At 34.9% G+C, this 23,988-nt stretch carries 22 protein-coding genes, 1 tRNA gene and 1 pseudogene; 15 read left to right on the top strand and 9 right to left on the bottom strand.

Annotated elements, in window-relative coordinates; translation table 11 throughout:
- The first annotated feature begins 233 nt into the window (after positions 1-233).
- The 7 genes from dnaE to BA053_RS01070 all read left to right on the top strand — a co-directional run bounded on the left by dnaE (position 234) and on the right by BA053_RS01070 (position 6,823).
- Positions 234-3,563 (top strand): DNA polymerase III subunit alpha, encoded by a 3,330-nt coding sequence (gene dnaE / locus BA053_RS01095; protein ID WP_065106667.1) that lies wholly within the window; start codon positions 234-236, stop codon positions 3,561-3,563.
- Positions 3,564-3,611: 48 nt separating this feature from the next.
- Entirely contained in the window at positions 3,612-4,385 is a 774-nt protein-coding gene (locus BA053_RS01090; protein WP_065094495.1) for a 30S ribosomal protein S6, read from the top strand.
- Positions 4,385-4,660, top strand: coding sequence for a 30S ribosomal protein S18 (rpsR, locus tag BA053_RS01085; RefSeq protein WP_007548890.1), 276 nt, complete (start codon positions 4,385-4,387; stop codon positions 4,658-4,660). Before BA053_RS01090 ends, rpsR begins: the two co-directional genes overlap by 1 nt.
- Before the next feature lie 7 nt (positions 4,661-4,667).
- Positions 4,668-5,222 (top strand): 50S ribosomal protein L9, encoded by a 555-nt coding sequence (rplI, locus tag BA053_RS01080; RefSeq protein WP_006279792.1) that lies wholly within the window; start codon positions 4,668-4,670, stop codon positions 5,220-5,222.
- A gap of 6 nt (positions 5,223-5,228) precedes the next feature.
- A complete protein-coding gene (locus BA053_RS06570) occupies positions 5,229-5,462 on the top strand; it encodes a hypothetical protein (RefSeq protein ID WP_082941378.1) in 234 nt (77 codons plus the stop codon).
- Positions 5,459-6,751 carry an adenylosuccinate lyase gene (purB, locus tag BA053_RS01075; protein ID WP_012673216.1) on the top strand — a complete coding sequence of 431 codons (1,293 nt, stop codon included), beginning with the start codon at positions 5,459-5,461 and terminating at the stop codon, positions 6,749-6,751. The genes BA053_RS06570 and purB overlap by 4 nt, the downstream gene beginning before the upstream one ends.
- Positions 6,751-6,823: transfer RNA gene (locus BA053_RS01070), tRNA-Met, on the top strand. Before purB ends, BA053_RS01070 begins: the two co-directional genes overlap by 1 nt.
- Before the next feature lie 170 nt (positions 6,824-6,993).
- Here BA053_RS01070 and BA053_RS01065 read toward each other — a convergent pair.
- On the bottom strand, positions 6,994-8,280 hold the full coding sequence (locus BA053_RS01065) for an iron-containing alcohol dehydrogenase (protein WP_065106666.1): 1,287 nt from the start codon (positions 8,278-8,280) through the stop codon (positions 6,994-6,996).
- Between the two features lie 42 nt (positions 8,281-8,322).
- Here BA053_RS01065 and dapE point away from each other — a divergent pair, with 42 nt between their 5' ends.
- A complete protein-coding gene (gene dapE / locus BA053_RS01060) occupies positions 8,323-9,519 on the top strand; it encodes a succinyl-diaminopimelate desuccinylase (protein ID WP_065106665.1) in 1,197 nt (398 codons plus the stop codon).
- Positions 9,520-9,636: 117 nt separating this feature from the next.
- On the opposite strand, the gene nth is transcribed toward dapE, so the two are convergent.
- From nth to icd, 4 genes are all read right to left on the bottom strand, one after another.
- The gene (gene nth / locus BA053_RS01055; protein ID WP_065094492.1) at positions 9,637-10,275 is read right to left on the bottom strand and encodes an endonuclease III; all 639 of its coding nucleotides are present in this window, start codon (positions 10,273-10,275) and stop codon (positions 9,637-9,639) included.
- A 39-nt stretch (positions 10,276-10,314) separates the two neighbouring features.
- Positions 10,315-10,686, bottom strand: coding sequence for a hypothetical protein (locus BA053_RS07115; protein WP_156518213.1), 372 nt, complete (start codon positions 10,684-10,686; stop codon positions 10,315-10,317).
- 539 nt (positions 10,687-11,225) lie between these two features.
- On the bottom strand, positions 11,226-11,645 hold the full coding sequence (locus tag BA053_RS07930) for a DnaJ domain-containing protein (RefSeq protein ID WP_245611537.1): 420 nt from the start codon (positions 11,643-11,645) through the stop codon (positions 11,226-11,228).
- Positions 11,646-11,728: 83 nt separating this feature from the next.
- Positions 11,729-13,147, bottom strand: coding sequence for an isocitrate dehydrogenase (gene icd, locus BA053_RS01045; protein ID WP_065094491.1), 1,419 nt, complete (start codon positions 13,145-13,147; stop codon positions 11,729-11,731).
- A gap of 145 nt (positions 13,148-13,292) precedes the next feature.
- On the opposite strand from icd, the gene BA053_RS01040 reads away from it, so the two are divergent.
- Entirely contained in the window at positions 13,293-13,829 is a 537-nt protein-coding gene (locus tag BA053_RS01040) for an RDD family protein (protein WP_065094490.1), read from the top strand.
- Between the two features lie 22 nt (positions 13,830-13,851).
- Positions 13,852-14,328 (top strand): RDD family protein, encoded by a 477-nt coding sequence (locus BA053_RS01035; protein WP_065094489.1) that lies wholly within the window; start codon positions 13,852-13,854, stop codon positions 14,326-14,328.
- A 166-nt stretch (positions 14,329-14,494) separates the two neighbouring features.
- Here BA053_RS01035 and rho read toward each other — a convergent pair whose 3' ends face one another.
- Both rho and BA053_RS01025 read right to left on the bottom strand, forming a co-directional pair.
- Complete coding sequence (gene rho, locus BA053_RS01030) at positions 14,495-15,898, bottom strand: transcription termination factor Rho (protein WP_007549497.1); 1,404 nt, start codon at positions 15,896-15,898, stop codon at positions 14,495-14,497.
- Between the two features lie 199 nt (positions 15,899-16,097).
- Positions 16,098-16,700, bottom strand: a complete 603-nt coding sequence (locus BA053_RS01025; protein ID WP_010082495.1) for a cell cycle transcriptional regulator TrcR — start codon at positions 16,698-16,700, stop codon at positions 16,098-16,100.
- A gap of 331 nt (positions 16,701-17,031) precedes the next feature.
- On the opposite strand from BA053_RS01025, the pseudogene BA053_RS01020 reads away from it, so the two are divergent.
- From BA053_RS01020 to trpS, 5 genes and pseudogenes are all read left to right on the top strand, one after another.
- Positions 17,032-18,839 (top strand): annotated as a pseudogene (locus BA053_RS01020) (peptidylprolyl isomerase).
- 401 nt (positions 18,840-19,240) lie between these two features.
- On the top strand, positions 19,241-19,561 hold the full coding sequence (gene rpsP / locus BA053_RS01015) for a 30S ribosomal protein S16 (protein ID WP_006279266.1): 321 nt from the start codon (positions 19,241-19,243) through the stop codon (positions 19,559-19,561).
- Positions 19,562-19,571: 10 nt separating this feature from the next.
- Positions 19,572-20,558: a polyprenyl synthetase family protein gene (locus BA053_RS01010; protein ID WP_065106664.1), complete on the top strand. Its 987-nt coding sequence runs from the start codon at positions 19,572-19,574 to the stop codon at positions 20,556-20,558.
- Positions 20,559-20,619: 61 nt separating this feature from the next.
- A complete protein-coding gene (locus tag BA053_RS01005; protein ID WP_065106663.1) occupies positions 20,620-21,183 on the top strand; it encodes a nucleotide exchange factor GrpE in 564 nt (187 codons plus the stop codon).
- Between the two features lie 17 nt (positions 21,184-21,200).
- The gene (gene trpS, locus BA053_RS01000; RefSeq protein WP_065106662.1) at positions 21,201-22,199 is read left to right on the top strand and encodes a tryptophan--tRNA ligase; all 999 of its coding nucleotides are present in this window, start codon (positions 21,201-21,203) and stop codon (positions 22,197-22,199) included.
- A gap of 175 nt (positions 22,200-22,374) precedes the next feature.
- Here the strand turns inward: trpS and BA053_RS00995 are convergent, their stop codons facing one another.
- Both BA053_RS00995 and BA053_RS00990 read right to left on the bottom strand, forming a co-directional pair.
- A complete protein-coding gene (locus BA053_RS00995) occupies positions 22,375-23,136 on the bottom strand; it encodes an alpha/beta hydrolase (protein ID WP_012673268.1) in 762 nt (253 codons plus the stop codon).
- A gap of 1 nt (position 23,137) precedes the next feature.
- Positions 23,138-23,665 carry a c-type cytochrome gene (locus BA053_RS00990; protein WP_010082469.1) on the bottom strand — a complete coding sequence of 176 codons (528 nt, stop codon included), beginning with the start codon at positions 23,663-23,665 and terminating at the stop codon, positions 23,138-23,140.
- Between the last annotated feature and the right edge of the window lie 323 nt (positions 23,666-23,988).

The raw sequence follows: 23,988 nt of genomic DNA, 5'->3' as shown, positions 1-23,988 counted from the left end.
AATTGAACATAAGACGCCGATACATTAAGTAATCCTTACCTTTTAATCTGCAGATTGGCGAAAGCAAATACAATAGCTTCAGTTTCATGATAAGGGGGCTGGCGGAGTTTGTCAAGTAAGTTTTTTGTATTTTAACCTTAGATTTGAGAAATCTTATAGGCTTTTGTTCTCATGAAAATTATGTTCTCATGAGTAAATTAATGTTATCCTTTTTTGTTGATCTAAAGTTTCTTATGTTCATACACTTACGTGTTCAGAGTGTTTATTCGCTTCTTGAAAGCTCGGTTAAAATTGAGGAGCTGATCGGCCTTTGTTTGCGAAATAAAATGCCAGCGGTTGCAATTACTGATTCAGGTAATTTATTTGGTTCACTTGAGTTTGCAGAATATGCAGCAAGTAGAGGAATACAGCTAATAATAGGATGCAATATTATAGTAAAACATTCAGAACAAAATTTACCTATATTATTGCTTGCAAAAAATGAGCAAGGATATACTAATTTAGTCACTTTGGTGAGTGAGTCTTTTAGAAAGCGCAAGAATAACAGCGATATTCCTTACGTTGATTTTGATGAGCTATTGAATTTAAGTACGGGTCTGATCGCTTTAACCGGTGGATGTTTGGCTCAACTATTGTTGGGGCAAGATAAAGAAACGGTTGAAAAACTGCTTTCAGCATTCAATGGTCATTTATATGTTGAATTGCAGCGTCATGGGTTGAATAAAGAGCTAGAGCTTGAAGAAGCTTTGATAGACTTTGCTTATCAGCGCAATATACCACTAGTTGCAACGAACGATGTATTTTTTCCAAATAGGTCTGACTATGAGGCTTATGATATATTAACGTGTATATCGGAGGGGAGTTATGCCCTGGAGAATAACAGAAAGAAGTTAACTACCGAGCATTACTTCAAATCTGTGGCAGAAATGGAGGAGCTGTTCAGCGACATTCCCGAAGCAATTCATAACACTTTAGTGATAGCTAAGCGGTGCTCTTACATGCCAAGAAGCAGGCAGCCTATTTTGCCTAAATTTCCTTGTCGAGAAAATAAAACTGAGAATGAAGAACTGAGGGAGCAGGCAGTTGCAGGATTAGAATTCCGTATTGCGAATGAGACAGACATAGACCTTAAACAATACTACGATCGGCTGAATTACGAACTGAGTGTGATAACTTCGATGAACTACGCTGGCTACTTTTTGATAGTTTCTGATTTCATTCGTTGGAGCAAAGCAAATGGCATTCCAGTTGGTCCAGGAAGAGGCTCTGGTGCTGGATCAATTGTTGCTTGGGGCTTGCAGATTACAGACCTTGATCCAATAAAGTTTGGCCTAATATTTGAAAGATTTTTGAATCCTGATCGTGTATCGATGCCTGACTTTGATATCGATTTCTGCCAAGAGAAAAGGGACCTGGTTATTGATTATGTTCAGAAAAAGTACGGTTATGTTGCTCAAATAATCACTTTTGGTAAATTGCAAGCAAGGGCAGTATTGCGTGATGTTGGTAGAGTATTACAAATGCCTTACTCTCAAGTGGATAAAATATCTAAAATGGTTCCATTTAATCCAGTAAATCCTGTAACTTTATCGCAAGCGATAGAGTTTGATCAAAATCTGCAGAAAGAACGGGATAGTGATGAAGTAATTGCAAAGCTCCTTGCTATATCTCTTAAGCTCGAAGGAATATATCGTCACGTTTCAACTCATGCTGCTGGAATTGTAATATGTGATCAAAAGTTGGAAAATTTTGTTCCTGTGTACTACGATCCAAATTCGGCTCTGCCAATCACTCAATACAGCATGAAATATGTGGAAAAAGCTGGGCTAATAAAATTTGATTTTCTTGGACTTGGTACGCTAACGCTAATAGATCATGTGTGTCGTTTAATTAATCGTGATGAAAAAAAGATCGATATTTCTTCAGTTCCTTTGAATGATCAAAAAACCTATGAGATGCTCTCAAGCGGTGATTCAATTGGAGTGTTTCAGCTTGAAAGTTCGGGAATGAGAGAAGCTTTAATTAAACTAAAACCGGACTGCATTGAAGATATTATCGCTTTAATTTCCCTTTATCGTCCAGGACCTATGGATAACATTCCAACTTATGTTGCAAGAAAGCATGGCCTTGAAAAGCCAGATTATATTCATCCGTTACTTGAGGAAGTATTAAAAGAGACATTTGGGGTAATAATTTACCAAGAACAAGTGATGGAAATAGCCCGTATTCTTTCCGGGTATAGCTTAGCGGAAGCAGATCTGCTGAGACGTGCTATGGGTAAGAAAATCAAGGAAGAGATGGATAAACAACGTGAACTTTTCATCCAAGGGGCAACGAAGAATGGCGTTGATTATGACAGGGCAAGTTATATTTTTGACCTTGTTGCAAAATTTGCTGGTTATGGGTTCAATAAATCTCATGCTGCAGCATATGCGGTGATATCTTATCAAACGGCTTACCTTAAAGCTAATTATCCATTAGAATTTTTTACAGCACTAATGAATCTGAATATTGATGATAGAGATAAACTGAATTTATTTTATCATGCAGCAAAGTTTAGTGGCGTTACCGTTCTTCCACCTGATATAAACAAGTCTCAAGCTGAATTTTCAATAGAGGATGAACGCATACGTTATGGTATTGCTGCCTTGAGGAATGTTGGTTTTTCTATAGCGGAAGGAATAGTGAACGTACGTTCAAGCGCTTGTAAGGACATATGGGAATTCATTCAAAATTCAGGTCATACAATAAATAAGAGAGCGCTAGAAAGCCTGATTAAATCCGGAGCATTCGATAGCGTGCATAAGAACAGAAAGCAGCTATATGAGTCAATGGACACGCTGATTTACTTTGCAAATAAAAACAAACAGGATAGAGAATCAAGTCAAGCTGCTTTGTTTGGTAGTCTTGATGTCCTCAAACCGAAACTTGAGAATGTGGAAGATTTTGATGAAGAGGAAAAATTAGAACATGAGTTATTTTCACTAGGATTTTATTTAACTAATCATCCGCTTGAAAAATTTAGAACTCTTCTGGAAAAGTTAAATATTGGGTTTATCGGAGAAAATAGAACAGCAAAAACTGCTGGGGTAATATTAAATACACGTATGAGAACTTCAGAGCGTGGAAGGTTTGTTATCCTCACACTTTCTGATCCCCATAACGTTTCTGAAATAGCATTCTATAATAATGAAATAATAGAAGAAAAAAGAGATTTATTTTCACCAGGAACATTTGTGATAATTGATCTTGAAGCTTCGGAAAATACAACAAGATTGGCAGGCAAAAATATATCTGAGTTTACAAAAAGAATCACTTCTACAATAAAAGAATTAGTTCTCACCACTGAGTGCACGGATTCGCAAAAAGCCGCTATGGAATTAAACACAATATTGAAAGATGAAGGCAGAACCAAAATAATGCTAAAACTTCTTCTCGAAAAACATAAAGTGAGCATCTTATTACCAGGTGCATACTCAATTGCTCCTCAAGTAATTTATGAAATATCTAACTTAAGCTGGATTAAAGGCGTAGAAATTAATACAAATAACTTGCTTATATAAAAAAGCTTTATATAATGAAATATTTAATCGGTATTAAAGGAAGATATAGTGAATCTTTATGAATTTACTTTTATAACACAACAAGGATTATTACAGCAAGAAGTAGAGGAGATGGTCCAAGAGCTAGCTGTTTCATTGAAAAATATTAAAGCAGATGTTATGTTCCAGCAAATCAGGGATATTCTGAAAAAAGGAAATGACAAGCTTACAACACAAGAGTTAGAAGTGCGTGCTGAAAACATTAAAGAAGGTCTAGTTGCTTACTCTGATTTCTTGGAAGATCTTACAAAAATTTTATGGGTTGAATTGGAAGAAGATCTTTCAAATTTGAAAGAAGTGAAGTCAAAAATCGATAAAGAGTTGAAAGATGACCTAAAAGATTTAGGAATAACGCAAGATTTTACAAAATTTCTAGGAGGCAGTACTAAAAGTGCGTTTATCCATAACGCAGTAAATGCTTTGAAGAGAAATATTTCAGAACATCTAATAAAGATTTTTCAAGATATTTTGAAAGATTTTAGAATAAACGGTCCAACTCAATCGAGCAAAGCGTTGGAAATGCTTTTGAAAAACATTGAAGCATCAGGATTAATCAAGTATGAACATTGGGGTCTTTTGGATTTTGCATATCACAAAAATAAAATGAAGAGCGGTCATTATTGTATAATGTGCATAAGTTCTACTGCAAGCATTCTGGATGAATTTATGCGTAGAATGAAACTTAATGAGAACGTTATTCGCCACTTTCCTGTGCAGGTTGATAAAATTTTTGAAGGTAAATCTCATATGATGAATAAACAAATTGAGGAGCAAAGCGCATAATGATGAAAAGACGAAATAGTTTTAATAATTCTTACGTATCTGTAAATAATAGGACTGGCTTTAGGCGTTCTAAAGTTTGCCCTCTTGCTGCGTCTAAAGATGAAGACATAGATTATAAGAATATAGATTTATTATCCAAGTTTACCTCTGACTATGGTAGGATATTACCTAGAAGATTAACAGGCGTATGTGCAAAAAAACAAAGGAAGTTACGCTTAGCGATCATAAGGGCACGTTTTTTAGCTCTTATTCCTTACTGTACTAAAAAAGTTTAGGTAATTTATGTTGATAATTTTAAAGGAAAATATAAGGACTTTAGGTAAGCTTGGTGAAGTTGTCAAAGTTAAACCAGGTTATGCACGTAATTTTCTTTTTCCACAAAGAAAAGCGGTGAAAGCTACCAAGGAAAATTTAACAAAGCTAGAGGAGCAACGTTTATTACTGGAAGAAGAGAATATAAAAAGATTAAATGTAGCAAAAGAGCTTGCATTGTCACTACATGATAAGTTTGTGGTATTGATAAAGCAAGCTTCAGAGGATGGTAAAATTTTTGGTTCTGTAACAACACGTGAAATTGCGAAAATTTTACTACAAGAAGGACATGTGATAGATCACCGTAGTTTATCTTTTGGTGGAGTAAGCATCAAAAACTTGGGTGAATACCAAGTAAACGTAGAATTACATAGTGAAGTAGTAGTACCAATTACTATATACGTCGTGAAATCCGAAACAGATGCAAATGAGCTAAGGCAAGTAAAATTGCAAAATCAGAAGTCTGAGCAACAAGAGGCAGAGCAAGATGCGAATAAAGAAGCTACTGATGGTGATGATAGCTGATCAAAGATGATCCCTTGTTATAGTCGTAAAGAAATGTCTGCCATGGCTAAGCTGATGTCATCCCAGTGCTCCCCTCATGTCATCCCAGTGCGTGACACTGGGATCCAGTTTATTTCATCATGGACATTATTTTATGCTTCTAGAATCCGTTGTCCATTGAATAATTTGCAAATACTTTTATACCTGGATTCCAGTGTCACGCACTGGAATGACACCATTATTGGAATAAATCAAAAATGATTCCCCGCTATAGCAGAAAAGAAATGTCTTCCATTTGGGAGGAAAATAATAAATTTAATATATGGCTTAAAATAGAAAAATTAGCGTGTGAAGCTCAAGCAAAGTTAGGAGTGATTCCGAATAATATTGCTGAGAACCTCTCTGGTGCTATTGAATTTGATGTTGAATGTATCAACGAAATTGAATCCATTGTAAAACATGATGTTATAGCTTTTCTGACATATATTGCTAAAAAAGCGGGAGTTGATGTTCGTTATCTTCATTATGGAATGACAAGTTCTGATGTTTTGGATACATGCCTTGCGGTGCAACTGAAAGAGTCCTGTGATATTTTGCTCGAGAATCTAAAAAATTTACTTGCAGCATTGAAAAAAAAAGCTGAGGACTATAAAGATATTGTTTGTGTTGGACGCAGTCACGGAATGCATGCAGAACCAACAACTCTTGGAATAAAATTTGCCAGATTTTATGCTGAATTTAAACGCAATTATCAGAGATTAATTAGCGCGCAAAAAGAAATCTCAATTTGTAAAATATCAGGTGCAGTAGGTAATTTTGCAAATGTTGATCCGTTTGTTGAAGAATATGTAGCGAAAGAAATAGGACTCATACCTGAAATCATATCTTCTCAAGTCATTCCTCGTGATAGACATGCTATGTTCTTTTCAGTTTTGGGAGTGATTGCAAGCTCAATAGAAAATGTTGCTGTTGAAATTCGTCATTTGCAAAGAACTGAAATCGGCGAAATTTCTGAGCATTTTTCCACTGGGCAGAAGGGAAGCTCTGCTATGCCACACAAATGTAATCCTATTTTAAGTGAAAATCTGACTGGACTCTCACGTTTAATACGCAGTTATGTTTTTCCTGCGTTAGAAAATGTTGCATTGTGGCACGAACGTGATATATCACACTCGTCTGTGGAAAGATGCATTGCTCCTGATGCTTGTATAACAATGGATTTTGCTTTAGTGCGATTAACAGATTTGATAGATAAATTGGTGATCAATAAGGAAAACATTGAAAAGAACTTAAATTCTTCAAAAGGTTTAGTTTTCTCACAGCGTGTATTGCTTGAGTTAGTAAATAGTGGTTTGGCGAGGGAAGAGGCGTATAAAATTGTTCAGAGCAATGCAATGAAAGTGAAACAAAACAACAGTGATTTTCTGGCCGAATTGAAACAAGATAAACCCTTACTTAAGGTTATTAACTCGGAAAAACTTGAATCTTTGTTTGATTTGAAGTATTATACGAAACATATAGATCGTGTGTATAATAAGGTTTTTAATTAGGCTGAGTAGCTCAGTTGGTAGAGCAGGAGGATCATAATCTCTTGGTCGGGGGTTCAAGTCCCTCCTCAGCCACTCGAACTAAACTATGTTTAGCAAAGCAGTGCTATTGGTGAAACCCAGTGTCAGTTACTTGGAATGAGTTGTATATCCACTCAGGTGAGGAGACAATGGATAAGAGATTGTGAAAAGGGTTTAGCTTTTGGCCTATGATCTCTTTAAATGACAGAATTTCACTACAAAACTTAACTTTCTTCTATGCAGTTAGCTAAGTCAAGAAAGGTGAATCTATCTCTTGTTGTAAACGCAAGATCGACCACTTTACAATATTGTTCTTTATTCCAACTGAGGTGCTCTGGTAAGTGTGGAATTGATAGATCTTCAAATATTTTTTGCAGGTGTTTTGCAGGTAGTAAATTTTGCTTAATTAAACTGGAAATATTATGCCATTCTTTACAAATAATCTCTTGGATTTTTTGCTGCATAATTTGCTTCTGTTCAAAAGTTCTTACAAATTCGATATTATCAAAGCACTGAGTTATATGTTTTACATCTAAAGTGGTCGGTTTGATAATCGGGTTTTGTATTGATAATATCTTTTCCTGCAAATTAGCCATGGTAATCGTCGTAACAGCAATTTTTTCGCCATGTAGTAAGGAATGATCTCTTGTTACCATTTCCATTGCGTGAGCTATCATATGCTCTCCTTGGCTTGCAGAATAGCTGCCTTTTGATATTACCATTCCAAGTCCTGAAATTAGTAGAACTTCCATAAGTAATAGGACCACTTTTCTACTTCTTTTAGTAAGCGCCGTATACTCTCTTAGCAAAATTTGCTCCAAATCGCGAACAAGTGTAAAAGGTAATTCATTGTATTCTGTGCTAAGCAACAAATGAGATAGTAGCCAGTCAGCCTGAACTGTTGAACGACAAATGAAATCTGCAAATCCGCTTAATGTGAGACGCAGTGGTGCATTGGCAAGTATGTCTATATCTATATATACTGCTCTTGGAAGATGTGCTTTGAACGATTTTTTATATCCATTTACTAATATTGAAGCATTTGCAGAGGTATATCCATTCATAGAAGCGGCTGTTGGGAACGATATATAATCTTTTTTCTCGAGGTAGCTTGCATATTTGCAGATATCGTTAACAGTGCCGCTACCAAATGCAACTATTAAGTCACTGTCTTTTGCTTTGTTTCTAACTAGATTTACGGTTTCAAGAGAGGCAGCTCTGCTTGGTGTCATGCAAGTAGCTGACACTGGGATCCAGGAAAACAACTTATGGATTCCAGTGTCACGCGCTGGAATGACAGGTGGAGGTGGAGCTGGAATAATTAAGTTAGGAATTTTATTAAGTACGTTTTTGTTTAAAAGTTTTGCTGTATTTTTATCTGCAACTAGAAAGACGTCATTTCCGTGTCGTGTGCATATTTCATAGATATCATCAGCAAGGTAGTAATCTGTTATTACTTCCCTTAGAAAAGTTTGTTCGGTTTGATGTAATATTTGTTTTAAATAGTGCATAGAGTGTTTACAATATAGCAGTATAAGTATTTTAAGATTGACATGAAAATTGACCCTGTAGAGCTAACTAGGAAATTGATCTCTTTTGAGAGTATAACACCAGAAGACAGCGGGGCAATAGAGTATATAGCAACAATCTTCAAGAAGAGCGGCTTTGATTGTGAGATTTTAGAATTTGGTGATAAAGTTAAAAATCTTTATGCGAAATATATAAATGGAGTACCAAATTTGTGCTTTGCTGGGCACGTTGATGTTGTACCACCGGGTCAGTTAAAAGATTGGGCATTTGGTCCATTTAATCCAGAAGTGAGGGATGGAATGCTATATGGAAGAGGGGCCGCTGATATGAAAAGCGGAGTAGCTGCATTTATTGCTGCTATGGTAAATTTGATTGCAGAGAAGTTTCAATTTAATGGTTCGATAAGTGCATTGATTACCAGTGCTGAAGAAAGCATGGAAGAATATGGAACAAAGGCAGTTTTGGAATGGATGAAAAATAAGCAGAAAAAGATAGATTTTTGTGTGGTTGGCGAACCAACCAGTAGTGAGAAATTAGGTGATACCATAAAAATAGGCAGAAGAGGTTCTGTAACATTTGAATTAATTTGCCATGGAAAACAAGGGCACGTTGCCTACCCAGACCTAGCAGATAATCCAATATATAAGGTAATATCGATATTGAGTAAGGTAAAAAATGCTACTTTTGATCGTGGTAATAAATATTTTCAGCCTTCACATTGCGAAGTTACTACTATCGATGTTGGAAATAATACTAGCAATCTAATACCTGGCTCAGCAACTACACGTTTTAACATTCGATATAACAATGAACAAACACCGGGTGGCCTATATAAGCTGATTGATGAAATATGCTCTAGTGTAACTAACGATTATAAGCTTTTTATGCATAGCAGCAGGGACGTTTTCCTCTCTACTCCCGATAGGAATACTGATATTATGCTTGATGCAATAAATAAAGTTACCAGTATTGATGCTGCGCTGAGCACAAGTGGTGGCACATCTGACGCTGCGTTTATCAAAGATGTTTGTCCAGTGATTGAATTTGGTATAATCAACAAAACTGCACATCAGATAAACGAATGCGTATCAGTAAACGATATACACAAGTTAACAGCTATATATAAGGAATTTATAGAAAATTATTTCAATCCCACTAATAAAATATTGAATCAGGTCAACGTGGTTAGTAATATATCTAGTGGTCCATTGTTAGCTTAGATGTAATCAGATCTCTTGCATAACTGTTGTTTGAATAATAACTTGTATCATTCCAGCAAAATGTGTCAAGTAAGTTTTTTCGTTTCTATAGCTACTTGGATGACAAAAAAAGAAATACTAGACTTTATACCTTTTGCACTCAAATTCACATAAATCATGAATTATGCACGTTTCACACGAAGGTTTCTGTGCTTTGCAAACATATCTACCATGCAAAACTAGCCAATGATGAGCATAAAGCAGGTATTTTTTGGGAACCACATTTAAAAGAGATTGTTCTGTTTTAAACACATCTTTTTCTTTCACAAGCCCGATTCTATTGCTCACTCTAAAAACGTGAGTATCAACTGCCAATGTTGGAATGCCAAGCCCCGAATTTAAGAACACATTAGCGCTCTTTCTTCCCACTCCCGGCAAAGACACCAAATCATCGAAATCAGTAGGCACTTTGCTATTGTACCTCTCAATCAATATTTTGCTGAGCCCGATTATGTTTTTTGCTTTGGAATTATATAAACCAATACTGCTTATGCATTTTTTCAGCTCACTCTGCCCAAAGCTCAGCATTTTTTCTGGCGTATCAGCGATATTAAATAGTTCTCTTGTAATTTTATTAACGCTTACATCAGTTGTCCGCGCTGATAAAACTATCGCAACCAGTAACGTAAAATGATTGGTATAATTTAGCTCTATTTTTGGCGCAGGATTTGATTGTTGAAACTTTTCAAATATTAGTTCTACTTTTTTTGAGTCCATGCATAGAGCTAAAAGTTTATACTATACCGTAATATTCTACTATGCAAATTCAACCGCTTGAGGTCTAGGTGGCTGTTCAGTGTTAACATCAGACATATTAGTGTTTACTTCATCGAAATTCCTCTCAGCAAATTCGCTTGCCACCTCTGTAAAACACTTTCTAACAAGAGGCATAATTATTGGCATTAATAGCCTTCGTGGATCATACCGTCCTAACAGATCAGTTTCCTTTTGCACTCTATCTCTTAGATCTTCCTCAAGTAAATCTTTCATGTGTTTTTCAGTGTATATTTCACAAGCCTTTGAAAATGTAGGACTAAATATCTCAGTAGCTAGCAGTGCTAACAATGACAAAGTACCAAATATTGTCACATCAACATAAAAACTGCCAGAGATAAAACCCTCTATCATTAAAGAAGTAAAAAAGACAGGCAAAGGGTAAAAAACAAAAAGCTTATAGCATAAGTAAATACAATTTATTCTATTTACATATTGATCAGTAGAAATTTCAGAGTTTTTGTATTTTTTTTCGTAATGTTATGTTAAAGCAGATAAAATCTCTGTCATAATAAGATTTAATGCTACTAGTGGCAAGCATAAACACATCAAGGTATTACTGGCAATTAACCAAGTAGGTAAGAAAATATAGCAATAAGTTGCTTCAGCAAAGGCTAAAAAAAGTAAAGTATATGCCTTGGTCTTAAAAAGACTAGATAGCAAATCGTCTCTACGCTTTATAAACTTTTGCATTAGCGCTTGTTTGTCTTCCCTTATTAAACTTCCATTCTTTGTTAAAGGGGCGATATAACTAAATAATTGTATGTTAGGTTTAAGCAAGTGTTCGTCAAGCTCATTTCTCAGCTCTTTGACTTTATCATCGAAAAGTGAGCCATATCTTGTCCAATAATTTATATCATGGATTAATTTATTTTGGTGTTGCAGATCCTGTATTAGCGAGCTGCTTTTTTTTCAAGTATAGAAGCAAGCTCAGCAAAATTCCTTCCTCTAACTTCCTCTTCAGTGATATTCAATTTTTCAAATAATTTCTTCCTATAATGGAATTCACGCGCTGTTAAATGCCCATCACTTTCATCATCAACGCTAATTTTAACACAAGGGTCCCCTGACTTTAAAGGTTCAATATATGCATTTAATTCTTTATAAGCTTTGTCAAGATTTTTAAATCTTTCTTCATTTCCACCTTTATCAGGGTGGTGTACAAGAATCAATTTTCTATATTGTTTTTTTAAAACGCTACTAAGCTCTTGATGATCCTTACCTATAACTTGCTTAGCTTCTATTTCCAATACGTTGAACAGATCAGCATTATCACAAAACTCCTGACCAGTTAACTTGAAATGTTGACCCATTACTACATCTCACATAAATAAATTATATCTCTAGTATAATCTATTTAAATGTTTTATACAATCATAAGAATGTCAAACGATCATTAAGAGAAAAACCCCTCTTTCCCATCATACAAATACAATTTGTCCATTCTCACCACGTCAAAATTGTGTTCTTCGATTTTGATTAGCAAGTTATTTACATCACTATTTGTAATAGCTTGCTTTTCATTATTTGCGATAAACCTACAGGTTATTTGGTCACTTGAAGGTTTTGAGTTTCCTGGCCAAATCGCAAGTCCTTTTGAGTATATTGCTATCATTTGCAGATTACTTGATTCAAATAATCCTACTATTTGATCAACATTACTGGATTTGTCCCAAGCGAGAGTTATATCACTACCCACTAGCTTTTTAACTTTGTAATCTTGTTCGTAATTGTCTTGTACTTTATTTATTTTACTATCCGAACCACTGCCAATTATAAGCTCAGCAGGTTTCTTTCCTAAATTATCTATAACAGCTTCTGCAAATTCTTTGGTACCAACTTTCTGTTTACTTCTTTTCTCCTTATATAAATCGGCAGTGTGTATTCCATCCTCCAAAGTCTTGAGCCATGCATCGTAGATTAGTTTTGCAGTACCCACTTGACCTATGTAAATTAGCATATGCACTGCAGCATTTAAAAGACCAGAAGGATTGGCTATGTTTTTTCCTGCAATATCAGGGGCAGAACCGTGCACTGCTTCAAACATTGCGTATTCATTCCCGATGTTGCTACTTCCGGCAAGCCCCACAGATCCAGAGGTTTGTGCGACTATATCTGATAATATGTCGCCATATAAGTTCTCGGTTACTATAACATCAAAATTCTCCGGTTCTGTTGCAACACGCGCCATTCCAATATCAACTATATAATGTTCTGCCTTTATATCTGGGTATTCCTTTGCAATGCGATCAAACGCGGCATGGAAAGTTCCGTCAGTCATTTTCATGATGTTATCTTTAGTCAGGCAAGTTACTTTTTTTCTGTTGTGTTTTTTCGCGTATTCAAAAGCGTACCTGCATATCTTCTCTGAGCCAGACTTAGTAATAATTTTAGTGCATTGGTAAGAGTCACCAGTGAGCCTATGCTCTATTCCGGTGTAAACGTCCTCTTCATTTTCACGTATCACTACGATATCAAACTTATCGAATTTATTTTCTATAACAGGATGATATGAAATGCATGGTCTGATATTTGCATACAACCCTAGATTTTTTCTGAGTGCAACGTTTAAGCTTTTGTGGCCTTTACCTTGAGGAGTTGTTGTCGGAGATTTTAATAATATTTTTGTCCTTTCAATTGATTCCCAACCACTTGGAGAAATTCCGTGAGACCATTCTTTACTATAAACACGCTCCCCTATTTCAATAATATCTATTGAGATTTTCGCTTCTGCTTCGCGCAATATCGACAGCACCGCTTCCATAATTTCTGGCCCGATACCGTCGCCATACGCAACTGTGATTGGTGTTGACATAACTTCCCTAGTTATAAATGATTTAATATTAATTTAAATAATAGAGTGGCACAAGTAGCTAATATTACCCAAGTTAGTATATTTACGGTTATTTAATAACGTATTTTTATATTATATGATGATATTATGAAATATAGGTGGGGTTATGAATACTGAAATAAATGTTAAAGTAAATTATGTAGGATTTACAAGGCGTATTGTGGCAGAAGTACTTGACCTTCTCATATTTTCCCCTCATTTTATCTTCGGTTTTATCTATGGTGTATTCATCGTATCATTACAAGATCAAGATAAAGACTCTTTTCAGGAACTTGCACAACTAGCAACAGAAATACCATTTATAGTTTCTACAGTGGTCGCAACATTAGTACTAACAATATCCAAAATATTAATGGTAACAAAACTTGGTGGTACCCCAGGAAAACTATTGTGTGGTATGCATATTAAAGATGCTAATACATTTACAAATGTTACCCTTATGCAAGCAACAATAAGATGTATTTCTAAGGGAAGCATCTGGATTATTTTTCGCTTTTTGCTTCATCTGCATTATCATGGTTATACTTTTCTATATCTTTTAATTGTGCTAATTTTATTTTTGTTTGCAGTATTTGATCAACGCAAACAGACTTTTTACGATAAAATTGCAAAAACAGTAGTGATAGACTATAAATCTAGTTGATATTTTTCTTTATAGGTAGTATATGGATAAAAAAGTAAATTACTCAACGATGACAAGACGTACTCTAGCATTTATAGTTGATTGTATTTTATTTATCGCAATACCATTTGGTTTAATGGCGGTAGGTTTCTCACTTACACACGCAATACAAGGGATCATGGGTGCAATAATTGTAATCACCACGATTGTATTTTCTTTATTTTTAATGATACCATGTATATTTCATATATTCATGCTAGTAAAATTTGGCGGCACTCTAGGGCACTTGTTATTTAGCATGCGTGTAAGAGACAAAGATACACTTGAGCAGATCACTCTAATACAAGCAATAAAAAGAACCATCGCTTTTTTCATAATTTACTGTATATCGCTTTATAATCCTATTTTACTTTTAGCTATACTAATCCTAGTTTTAGTATGTGCAGTAGATGATGAACATAAACAAGCTTTTCATGACAAAATTGCAAACACGGTAGTGATAGATTATAAACCTAGTTGATATTTTCCTTTAGCTGTCTGCCACCAAGGGTGTCATTCCAGTGTCACGAGCTAACTTAAGGTAAATTGCCAACTTAACTATAAATATATTTTGGTAAATCCAAATTATTTTAGCTATAAGAGCGTTTTACTTTTTGCTCAGCATATCCATCATAACTGGCTTACTTTTAGTGATTCATGGAGTTAAAAAAGTCAGCATTGCTCTTTGTTAAAAGTAGTTTGTCACGTAAAAATTCCATTGCTTCAACGGGTCCCATAGGATTGAGTATCCTACGCACCACCCATATTTTATTTAGTATAGCCTTATCAACTAATAGCTCTTCCTTCCTTGTTCCGGATTTTGTAATATCAATAGCTGGAAATATACGTTTATCAGAAAGTTTTCTATCAAGTATGATCTCAGCATTTCCTGTACCTTTAAACTCTTCAAAAATAACTTCATCCATTTTTGAACCAGTCTCTATAAGAGCTGTGGCGATTATAGTTAAAGAACCCCCATTCTCAATATTACGAGCTGCTCCAAAAAAGCGTTTTGGTCTCTGCAGTGCGTTTGAATCTACACCACCAGTTAGAACTTTCCCAGACGAAGGAATAACTGCATTATAAGCACGTGCAAGTCTAGTAATATTGTCAAGTAGAATTACCACATCTTTTTTATGCTCAACCATTCTTTTAGCTTTTTCTATTACTATTTCAGCAAGCTGTACGTGACGGTAAGCAGGCTCATCGAACGTAGAACTTACTACCTCACCTTTTACAGAACGTATCATATCTGTTACTTCTTCAGGTCTTTCATCTATAAGTAACACTATTAATTCTACTTCAGGGTGATTTATAGCTATAGAGTTAGCCATTTGCTGAAGCAATACAGTTTTTCCTGTGCGAGGTGGAGCAACTACTAACGCTCTTTGCCCTTTTCCAAGAGGAGCTACTATATCTATAGCACGCATGCTTAAGCCTTTTTTATCATCACCATTATTACACTCAAGTACTATGCTTTCCTCAGGATAAAGAGGAAGCAAATTATCAAAATGGACGTACTTTCTTAATTCACTTACTTCAGTAGAGTTTATACTTTGAACCTTAGTTAAAGTAAAATATCTCTCTTTATCACCAGGTGGCCTTATTTCTCCATATGCCATATCTCCTGTACGTAAATTAAACTTCTTTATTTGCCCGTTAGAAATATAAACATCATCGGTACTTGGGGCATAATTTGCACTTGCTGAACGTAAGAAACCAAAACCATCAGGCAATATTTCCACTATTCCACTCCCTGTGGTTATGCCTCCTTCTTCACTCATTTTTTTCATTAAGCTGAATATTATTTCCTGCTTTAGCATTCTACCATTGCTTTTACCGTTAGTTGAAATTTTTCTTTCTTCAGCTAACTCTAACAATTCTTCTGCTGTTTTCTCTTTTAATTCGCTCAGATCTAATGTTTTTCTGTTTTTCTCAGTACCTTCATTGACCATCTGTTTTACTGTATCGTTATTGTAAATTTGCTCACTTTTTTCAGGTTGAGCTGTAACCTTTCCTTTTGCCAAAACATCTTCATTGATTGTTGTCATAATCCTCCAAAAATTTTAATTGATGCTTACTAACCTAAAATGTGACTATAAGATAATAAATTAGGCTGAGTTAGTTTCAGTGCGTATTAAGCTTAATTATCATTAAACCCCGTACTTTACTTACATTATACTAATAAACACTAGCAAGTCAAGTTAATTTAATGTTAACAAAGCACAAAAATTTGAGGATTTTCAATAGCTATTCTTTATATTTTTTTAACCTTTCTTGCTTCTCCTCTTCTACTTTTGCTTTTTCCACTTCTGCTTCTAAATTTTCTTGACTACATAAGCCGAGTAGTACAGGATCTTGGGGTTTTATATTTTGCATGTTATGATGAGATCCATCTCTTACCTGCTCAACTGTGTAATTCGTTGTACTAATTAATTTAGCTATAACGTTATTGTCCAAGATAGGAAATTTTTTTACTAAATAATAAATCGCATCAGGTTTATCTCTACGTCTTGCCGTAGAGGCAAAGCCAAGAATGCTACCAATCGCTTTACTCCTTTTTTTTATATTTTTTATAATCAAATTTGGTACACGATTTGGATTTTTTTTGCAATCATCGATTTCTTTTTCAGTAATTATTCCAGAAATAATAGGGTTATATTTTTCTACTTCTATTTCCTCATCAGCTATGTCTTGTACTTCTTCAAGGGCCAATCTGCAACATTGTGCTATTTGATTAAAAGTTAAACCAGTGTTGTCTACTAACCAAGCAGCTATTTGCACTAGAAACTGTTTATTTCTATCGTTATTGCCCTTAGAAGATTCCATTGACATCAAAAAAGCATCTCCCATTTAAAGTATCCCTTACTGTTATACAGAGCTAAAATATAAACTATTAAAACTAAAAAAGCATTAATTTTGTCATTCAATAACTTTTTGTTTGTCACTTCCCACCTCTTAAGTTAATTAAATGCGCTTACCTTTAAGCATATTTCAAACAAAATATTTCCCCTTCCTAAGGTATAGTATAACTCAGTTAAACATATGTTCCTATTTAAGATTAGAGAGTTAAATTTTAAGTTAATATATTGTAATATTATATATATTAGCTAATAAAGCAACAGATTTACAAGCATTAAATTATCACTATTCTATAATTAATCATTAATTAACTGGGTTTAAAATGAATGTTAAAAATTTTTTCACTAAAGTAACCGTTGTCCTTTTAGCTTGCTTGTTAATCTTCATGGGAATTGGCAACCTTTTATCAGGTGATGATGAAAAAGAAGAGGTAGCTAGGGTTGGAAAAGAAGTTATAACGTCAGATGAGTATAAATCACTATATCAAAATTATGAAAAGCAAATTTCTGGATCTGATGCGAGTAGAGAACAAGTAAAAAAGCTGAAATATGATTTGCTTAACGCACTTATAGAGCAAAAACTATTGTTTAACCTAACTAGTGAGCTGGGGTTGACAGTTGGAGAAGAATCTATAAAAAACCATATTAAAAACACCAAATACTTTCAAAATGATAAAGGTGAATTTGACAAAAATAAATTCTATGAAACGCTAAATGACCTGCATATGACAGAGAAAGAGTAATAGCAAAGCTAGAGAAAGTCCTGCCTGCAATGATGTTCATGACTTCATTATTTAAAGATAATTATCCAGTAACTTTTGGCGAGAAAATTGATGAGCAGATATACAAAAGTCGCTACCAAACTAGAGTAGTTGATATTGTTAAAATAACTGAAGATGCAGTTACAAACATTCCTGAACCAGATGATCAAGCCTTACTTGATTTGTACGAAAGAAATAAATTCCATTTTTATTATCCTGAGTATCGAACTGCGCAATATATTTCCCTAGGCCAAAAGTATTTTGAAGATCAAATCAAGATCTCAGATGAAGAAGTTGATGGTATAATAGAACAACAAGAACTTAAAAATCAAAGAGATATATTCAATGCAATATTTTCTACCAAAGAAGAAGCTGAGACAGCAAGAAGAGCATTTGAGGAGGGTAAAACAAGCTTTGAACAGATAGTAGAAGAGTTTGGCAAAGCAAAACTTGAGGAAACTAGAGTAAATAATATAACTAAGGATTTTTTACCAGAAGACGTGAGAGAGAAGGTATTTGCTCTTAAAGTAGGTGAAGTAAGTGAAGTTTTAGCAAGCAGTTTTGGTTGGCACATAGTAAAAGTGGAAAGTGCGCATCAAATCTCTGATGAAGACTTAGTTGATTTAAAAAAAGACATAAAGTCAGTTCTAACTAACCAAAAGTCTTTTGAAAGAGTCAATGATTTCATAAACCAAGTGAACTATAAGATATACAATGGTTCAGAAATTGAAGAAATATTGAGTGAATATAATTTACCTATACAAACTATTGGTCCAGTAGATGCGAGTGGAAAAGATCAAAGCGGTAATAACGTAGGAGATTCTGGTGATTTGATTTCTTTCATTTTTTCGCGAGAAAAGGATCAGAAAGGTTATTTTAAGGGCGTTGGGGACGCTGTTGTTAGTGTAAAAATCGTCGATATCGTTCCACCCAAATTGCAAAGTTTTGAAGAAGGCAAGGCATTAGCGGTAGAGCTTTGGCGTAGTGAGTTTATAAAAGAAAGAATGTTTAAATTCGGGCAAGAGGTTGCAGTTCAACTAAGAGAAAAAACAGATTTGGAAGAAATTCAAGGTGTGGAATTAGTTAAAGGTCAGCAGATGCACCGCAATAAAGTGGATCAACAAAACTACCCCTTTTCTTTTGTAGAAGAGATTTTCAATATGAAAACAACTGGTTCAGTGACAGATCCTATTCAATACAATAATGAAATTATAATAGGTGTTCTAAAAGAAATGCATTCATCAAATGGCAAATTAAACACGCTTGACACCGGAAAACGTGTGATGATATCGCTAAAAGAGCAATTAATTAGCTATCTGGAATCAAAGTATAAAGTCGAGGTTAATCACACTATACTTGATGATATATAATCAAAAATCTTATAAGTTGCTTCAAACGCATCCAGTGCCCAGACACACAACTGTACGAACATTGCGATTTGAGAGCAATCTTCACTAGAAAGGATGTCATCCCAGTGCCCAGACACTGGGATCCAGGAATTTTATTAAGTTGGTAAGCATAAAAGTAGTCGTTTTATGTTAAAATACAACGTTTTAATGATTAAAAAAAGGCTGGATTCCAGTGTCAAGCACTGGAATGACACCATTTGCTGTGCAATTTACCTTCAAAAATGAATGTTCGTATAGCTGTGCGCCCAGCGCTGCCCTACATTGTTGGTAATTATATTATAAAGTGCAAAGGTTGTATAATTCATTTGACTTAAAACGGCTCATTGTATAAAATTGTAACTAACATATGAATAAAGGTTAACATGGCAGTTAAAATAAGGTTGGCAAGGTTTGGCGCAAAGAAACGCCCTTTTTATAGAATAGTTGTAGCTGATTCACGAGCACCAAGAGATGGGCGTTTTATTGAGAAAATAGGACAATATGATCCAATGTTACCAAAAGACAATAAAAATCGTGTTGTGGTGAAAGCTGATAGATTAAAACATTGGCTAAGTGTAGGCGCGCAGGCAACTGAAAGAGTACTGTGGTTTATCAAAAAAGGCATAGTAACTTTAGAAACAGAACCAAAGAAAACAGAAAAGAAGAAAGTAGAGAACGAGAAAGCACAAGGGCAAGAGGCATAAGTCTCTTAAAATGCTAAATACTGATTTAACAAACAGCGATAAATTAGACGATATTGTATCTTCTGATTTGTCAGCTATGAATGACTTTGTCTTCAAAAATGTCAATGATGAAGATGCTAAGCTTGCTACTGATATTATATCTCATCTTGTTAGGTCAGGTGGAAAAAAAATAAGGCCTAAACTAGTTTTTATTATATGTAAAATGCTAAACTATTCTGGGGAGAATAGGATCAACGTTGCTGCATCGGTAGAGTTTATACACAATGCTACTTTACTTCATGATGATGTGCTCGATGAAAGTGAGGCACGTCATGGAGTTAAAACAGCGAATAAGATTTGGGGAAATAAATCAAGCATTTTAGTTGGTGATCTATTGTTGACTCTAGCATTTAGATGGCTTATAGAGTGTGGAAATTTAAATATTCTCCCTATTTTATCTAAAGCATCGCATTTACTTGTGAAGGGTGAAATAAAGCAGATGACAACACGTTTTGACCCCCACACAATCAGGGAAAATTATTTTGATATCATTGGAGAAAAGACAGCGTCTTTATTTTCTGCATGCTGTGAAGCTGCATCTACAGTATCTGGTGCAACAGATGACGAAACAGAGAGGCTAAAGAATTTTGGTTTTAATTTTGGTATGGCATTTCAAATAGTTGATGATATGCTCGATTATACTGCTAGTCAAGGCACTTCTGGAAAGCAAGTCGGAAAAGACTTTTTCGAAGGTAAAGTCACCTTACCTGCTATTATAGCATACGAAAAGGGCAGTCCAGTAGAGCAAAAATTCTGGGAAAAATGCTTTTCTTCAGCTAGACACAATTTTGACCAAGCATTACACTATATTAATCACCATAATGCCATTCAGCTTTCTATGGAAAAAGCTAGACACTACATTAATATGGCGCAAAATGATATTAGTACTTTTTCTGATTCTTTTTATAAAACTACTTTAATTGACTTTTTAAATGCGAGCATAGAAAGACAAATGTAGCTGGCGCTTGATATTTTCAGATTAATTGTTATATATTTATTAGATTCTTAAGGGTAATGATATGTCAGATAGCAGTAAGGAGAAAAAGTTTGCTGATATGGTAAATAGGCAGAAAGGTGACGACCAACAAAGTGATAACCATAAGCAAACAGATGATTTAAATGAAGATCTCAATACATTAAAAGAACGTGCAGCCCAGCTTGAAGATCATTTACGCCGCGCTGTTGCAGATAATGAAAACGTCAAACGTATAATGCAAAAGCAAATTAGCGATGCAAGTGACTACGCAGTCACAAAATTTGCACGTGATATGATTGACTCGTGTGACAATTTAAAAAAAGTAATGGAAAATTTGAAAGACGGTGATCCTGTTCATGAAGGAATCAAAGTAGCTTATCAAAAAATTATAAATGATCTAAAAAAACATGAAATAGAGGAAGTAGACCCACTTGGTAAGCTTTTTGATAGTAATTTACACCAAGCTGTTGTGGAAAGAGAAGACAATGAAAAAAAGCCTGGCACCATTGTAGAAGTACTACAAACTGGTTATACTATCAAAAATAGGTTGCTCCGTCCTGCAATGGTTATTATTTCTAAGAAATCTGCTGATTGTGGAAACGATTAGCATGAGGTAAATGTATAATGACAAGTATTGTCTTTTCAGGTATCCAGCCAAGTGGCGTACTACATTTAGGTAATTATCTTGGTGCAATCAAACAGTGGATAGACTTACAGGATAAATACAAATCTCTTTTTTGTATTGTCGACCTACACGCAATCACAGCAAATAAGCTTTCCGCAAGTGAATTAAAAAGTAATATTTTCAAAACAGCAGCAGCTTATATTGCATGCGGAATAGATCCAGAAAAGTCCATTATTTTTAGTCAGTCCACAGTTAGTGGTCATGCAGAACTGGGCTGGCTGCTTGGATGCTATACACCAATTGGTTGGCTTAATCGCATGACTCAACTTAAAGATAAAGCTGGCAGCGATAAACAAAAAGCCTCTCTTGGATTATATAGTTATCCAGTACTTATGGCTGCAGATATATTGTTGTATCAAACTAAATACGTTCCTGTTGGTGATGATCAAAAACAGCATTTGGAGCTTGCACGTGATATTGCATCAGCTTTTAACAATCATTATAAGCTGGATTATTTCATCGTACCTGAAATCTTAACTTTGGATTGCACATCAAGGATAATGAGCTTAAGAGATGGTACAAGCAAGATGAGTAAATCTGATCCTTCAGAACATTCGTGCATTAACCTTGATGATACGGATGACTTAATTGTCAAAAAAATAGAAAAAGCAAAAACAGATTCAATTCTAGGCTTTGCTACTTTAGAGTGCCGACCAGAAATAAGCAATTTGATAAACATTTATTCAGTGCTTAGTAATGTAAATGCAGAAAAAGTATGTGAAGAAGTGAACAAACATGACATGAAGCACTTCAAAAAAGAGTTAGCTGATTTAATTATCAGTGTTATATCACCCATACGTGAGAAAATGAATGATCTTTTAAAAGACCAATTCCATTTACATGAAATATTAAAAAAAGGCACAAAGAAAGCAGCAGAAATTGCAACCCATAATATAAAAGAAATCAAGGATATTATTGGATTTGCTCAATATCTGTAAGGTTCCAAAGTGTGATGGTGCGAACCGTCATACCGCCGCGGTATCTCAGCCGCTAACACGTAGCGGGATGACGGTTTTTCAAATTGTCGGTAAATCTAAGTCAGTTTAGCTATAGGCAGCAATTTTCTGTATTTATTTTAAGTTGAAGAAAGCTCAAATGAAAAATCGTGTTTTGCTAAAAATCACAGAATGCAGTCTGGTTACAAAATTCTCTAATGGTCTTAAATAAAACTTCCAGTGAATGATTGTCAGACATATTGTGCTCTGCTGATTTTATTAAGTGTACTTCAACATCGGTTGACTTAATTTTTTCAGCTAAATTCAATGAAGTTTGATAAGGAACATCTTTATCATTAATGCTATGCAGCAAGCGCACAGGACAGTTTATATCTATTGTCTTTTTGTTTAAAAGAAGGTTCTTTCTGCCATCTTCGATCAAATTTTTAGTTATTTTGTATGTACAATGCTCTGAAGTAAAATCTATTACACCTTTAGAATCTAGTTCTTCTTTTTGCTTGCCTGACAATTGCTTGAATATCAAATCTTCAGTAAAATCGGGAGCAGACGATATACCAATTAGTGCTGCAATTTTTTCTGGAAATTGAAGGGCAGTGAGCAACATCAGCCATCCTCCCATACTTGAACCTATAATTATTTGTTTATCGCTAGTTAATTCACTCATTACTTTAGCACAATTTTTTTGCCAATCACTTATCGTGTAATCAATAAAATTACCACTTGAATGACCGTGACCAAAATAATCAAATAGCACAAGTGCTACGTCATTTTCTTGGCAAAATTTGTAAATAGCAGTTGCTTTAGTTCCATCCATATTGGATGCAAATCCACCGAAAAAAACTACAGAAGCTTTCTTTCCTTGTAGCTTTCGATATGCTATGTGACCATTATTTCCATCAAACAATTTACAATAATCCATACTACTTTGGCAAAGCAACCGGGCTATCACTCAATTGATGCAAATAACTAACTAGATCTGCAATTTCTTGTGGATTGGAAATACCTGCAAATGCCATACGTGTACCTTTTATATAGGCTTTTGGGTTCTTTAAAAAGGCAAAGAGCTCCTCATACCCCCATTTTCCACCTCTTTCAAGCACTGCTTTTGAGTAATTGAATGAGTTACCAAGATGGGCCTTTTTATTTCCAACTATGTTCCATAAGTTTGGTCCTACTTTATTCATTCCACCTTTCTCAAAACTATGGCAGGCTATACATTTTTTTGCTGCTGATTTACCTTTCTCAAAGCTAGCATTCTGCATGAGCGCTCCAATATCAAGCGCCACTTGCTCGATTTTTTGCTGGAACTCATTGCTGCCAGCAGCTACTATCGTTTGGTGTTCAATCTTATATTCTTCTGGACTGTAAAGCATATCAACTACATTACTAACTATCATAATGATTAGCCCAGAAAGTAAAATCGATGCTGCAATCTTATTAAGCTCCATAGTTAATTTTTATTAAGTAATGTTACTTAAATTATGCGAATATTTTCGCAAATAGCAACCAATTACCTTGAAGCTCGCTAAAGATGAGAGTCTCTATAGCTGACCCAAGAAAGGTTTTCCTACGTCCATACCGCCGCGAACCGTCATACCGCGATTCATTCGCGGTATCTCAGCCGCTAACAAGAGATCCCGCTAACAAGTAGCGGGATGACGATTGTCGTTTAGCTATAAACATTAAGAAATTTACCAAACGAAAAAAAAGGCAAAAGAAGCCCTGGGGTTATTATCCGCTTTAAAATATTGGCGTTTTTTATGTTTTAAAC

The sequence above is a fragment of the Wolbachia endosymbiont of Nomada ferruginata genome (assembly GCF_001675785.1).
Lineage (GTDB): Bacteria > Pseudomonadota > Alphaproteobacteria > Rickettsiales > Anaplasmataceae > Wolbachia > Wolbachia pipientis.
This window is presented reverse-complemented; position numbering and strand designations above follow the sequence as displayed.

Bases quoted from the DNA above. Each gene is read 5' to 3' on its own strand.
- rpsP (WP_006279266.1), top strand. From the start codon at position 19,241: ATGGCAGTTAAAATAAGGTTGGCAAGGTTTGGCGCAAAGAAACGCCCT.
- nth (WP_065094492.1), bottom strand. From the start codon at position 10,275: ATGGACTCAAAAAAAGTAGAACTAATATTTGAAAAGTTTCAACAATCA.
- BA053_RS01065 (WP_065106666.1), bottom strand. From the start codon at position 8,280: ATGCACTATTTAAAACAAATATTACATCAAACCGAACAAACTTTTCTA.
- BA053_RS01010 (WP_065106664.1), top strand. From the start codon at position 19,572: ATGCTAAATACTGATTTAACAAACAGCGATAAATTAGACGATATTGTA.
- purB (WP_012673216.1), top strand. From the start codon at position 5,459: ATGATTCCCCGCTATAGCAGAAAAGAAATGTCTTCCATTTGGGAGGAA.
- BA053_RS06570 (WP_082941378.1), top strand. From the start codon at position 5,229: ATGATCCCTTGTTATAGTCGTAAAGAAATGTCTGCCATGGCTAAGCTG.
- BA053_RS01025 (WP_010082495.1), bottom strand. From the start codon at position 16,700: ATGGGAGATGCTTTTTTGATGTCAATGGAATCTTCTAAGGGCAATAAC.
- rplI (WP_006279792.1), top strand. From the start codon at position 4,668: ATGTTGATAATTTTAAAGGAAAATATAAGGACTTTAGGTAAGCTTGGT.
- rpsR (WP_007548890.1), top strand. From the start codon at position 4,385: ATGATGAAAAGACGAAATAGTTTTAATAATTCTTACGTATCTGTAAAT.
- BA053_RS00995 (WP_012673268.1), bottom strand. From the start codon at position 23,136: ATGGATTATTGTAAATTGTTTGATGGAAATAATGGTCACATAGCATAT.
- rho (WP_007549497.1), bottom strand. From the start codon at position 15,898: ATGACAACAATCAATGAAGATGTTTTGGCAAAAGGAAAGGTTACAGCT.
- BA053_RS01040 (WP_065094490.1), top strand. From the start codon at position 13,293: ATGAATACTGAAATAAATGTTAAAGTAAATTATGTAGGATTTACAAGG.
- BA053_RS01005 (WP_065106663.1), top strand. From the start codon at position 20,620: ATGTCAGATAGCAGTAAGGAGAAAAAGTTTGCTGATATGGTAAATAGG.
- BA053_RS00990 (WP_010082469.1), bottom strand. From the start codon at position 23,665: ATGGAGCTTAATAAGATTGCAGCATCGATTTTACTTTCTGGGCTAATC.
- icd (WP_065094491.1), bottom strand. From the start codon at position 13,147: ATGTCAACACCAATCACAGTTGCGTATGGCGACGGTATCGGGCCAGAA.
- BA053_RS07115 (WP_156518213.1), bottom strand. From the start codon at position 10,686: ATGATAGAGGGTTTTATCTCTGGCAGTTTTTATGTTGATGTGACAATA.
- BA053_RS07930 (WP_245611537.1), bottom strand. From the start codon at position 11,645: ATGGGTCAACATTTCAAGTTAACTGGTCAGGAGTTTTGTGATAATGCT.
- dnaE (WP_065106667.1), top strand. From the start codon at position 234: ATGTTCATACACTTACGTGTTCAGAGTGTTTATTCGCTTCTTGAAAGC.
- trpS (WP_065106662.1), top strand. From the start codon at position 21,201: ATGACAAGTATTGTCTTTTCAGGTATCCAGCCAAGTGGCGTACTACAT.
- BA053_RS01035 (WP_065094489.1), top strand. From the start codon at position 13,852: ATGGATAAAAAAGTAAATTACTCAACGATGACAAGACGTACTCTAGCA.
- dapE (WP_065106665.1), top strand. From the start codon at position 8,323: ATGAAAATTGACCCTGTAGAGCTAACTAGGAAATTGATCTCTTTTGAG.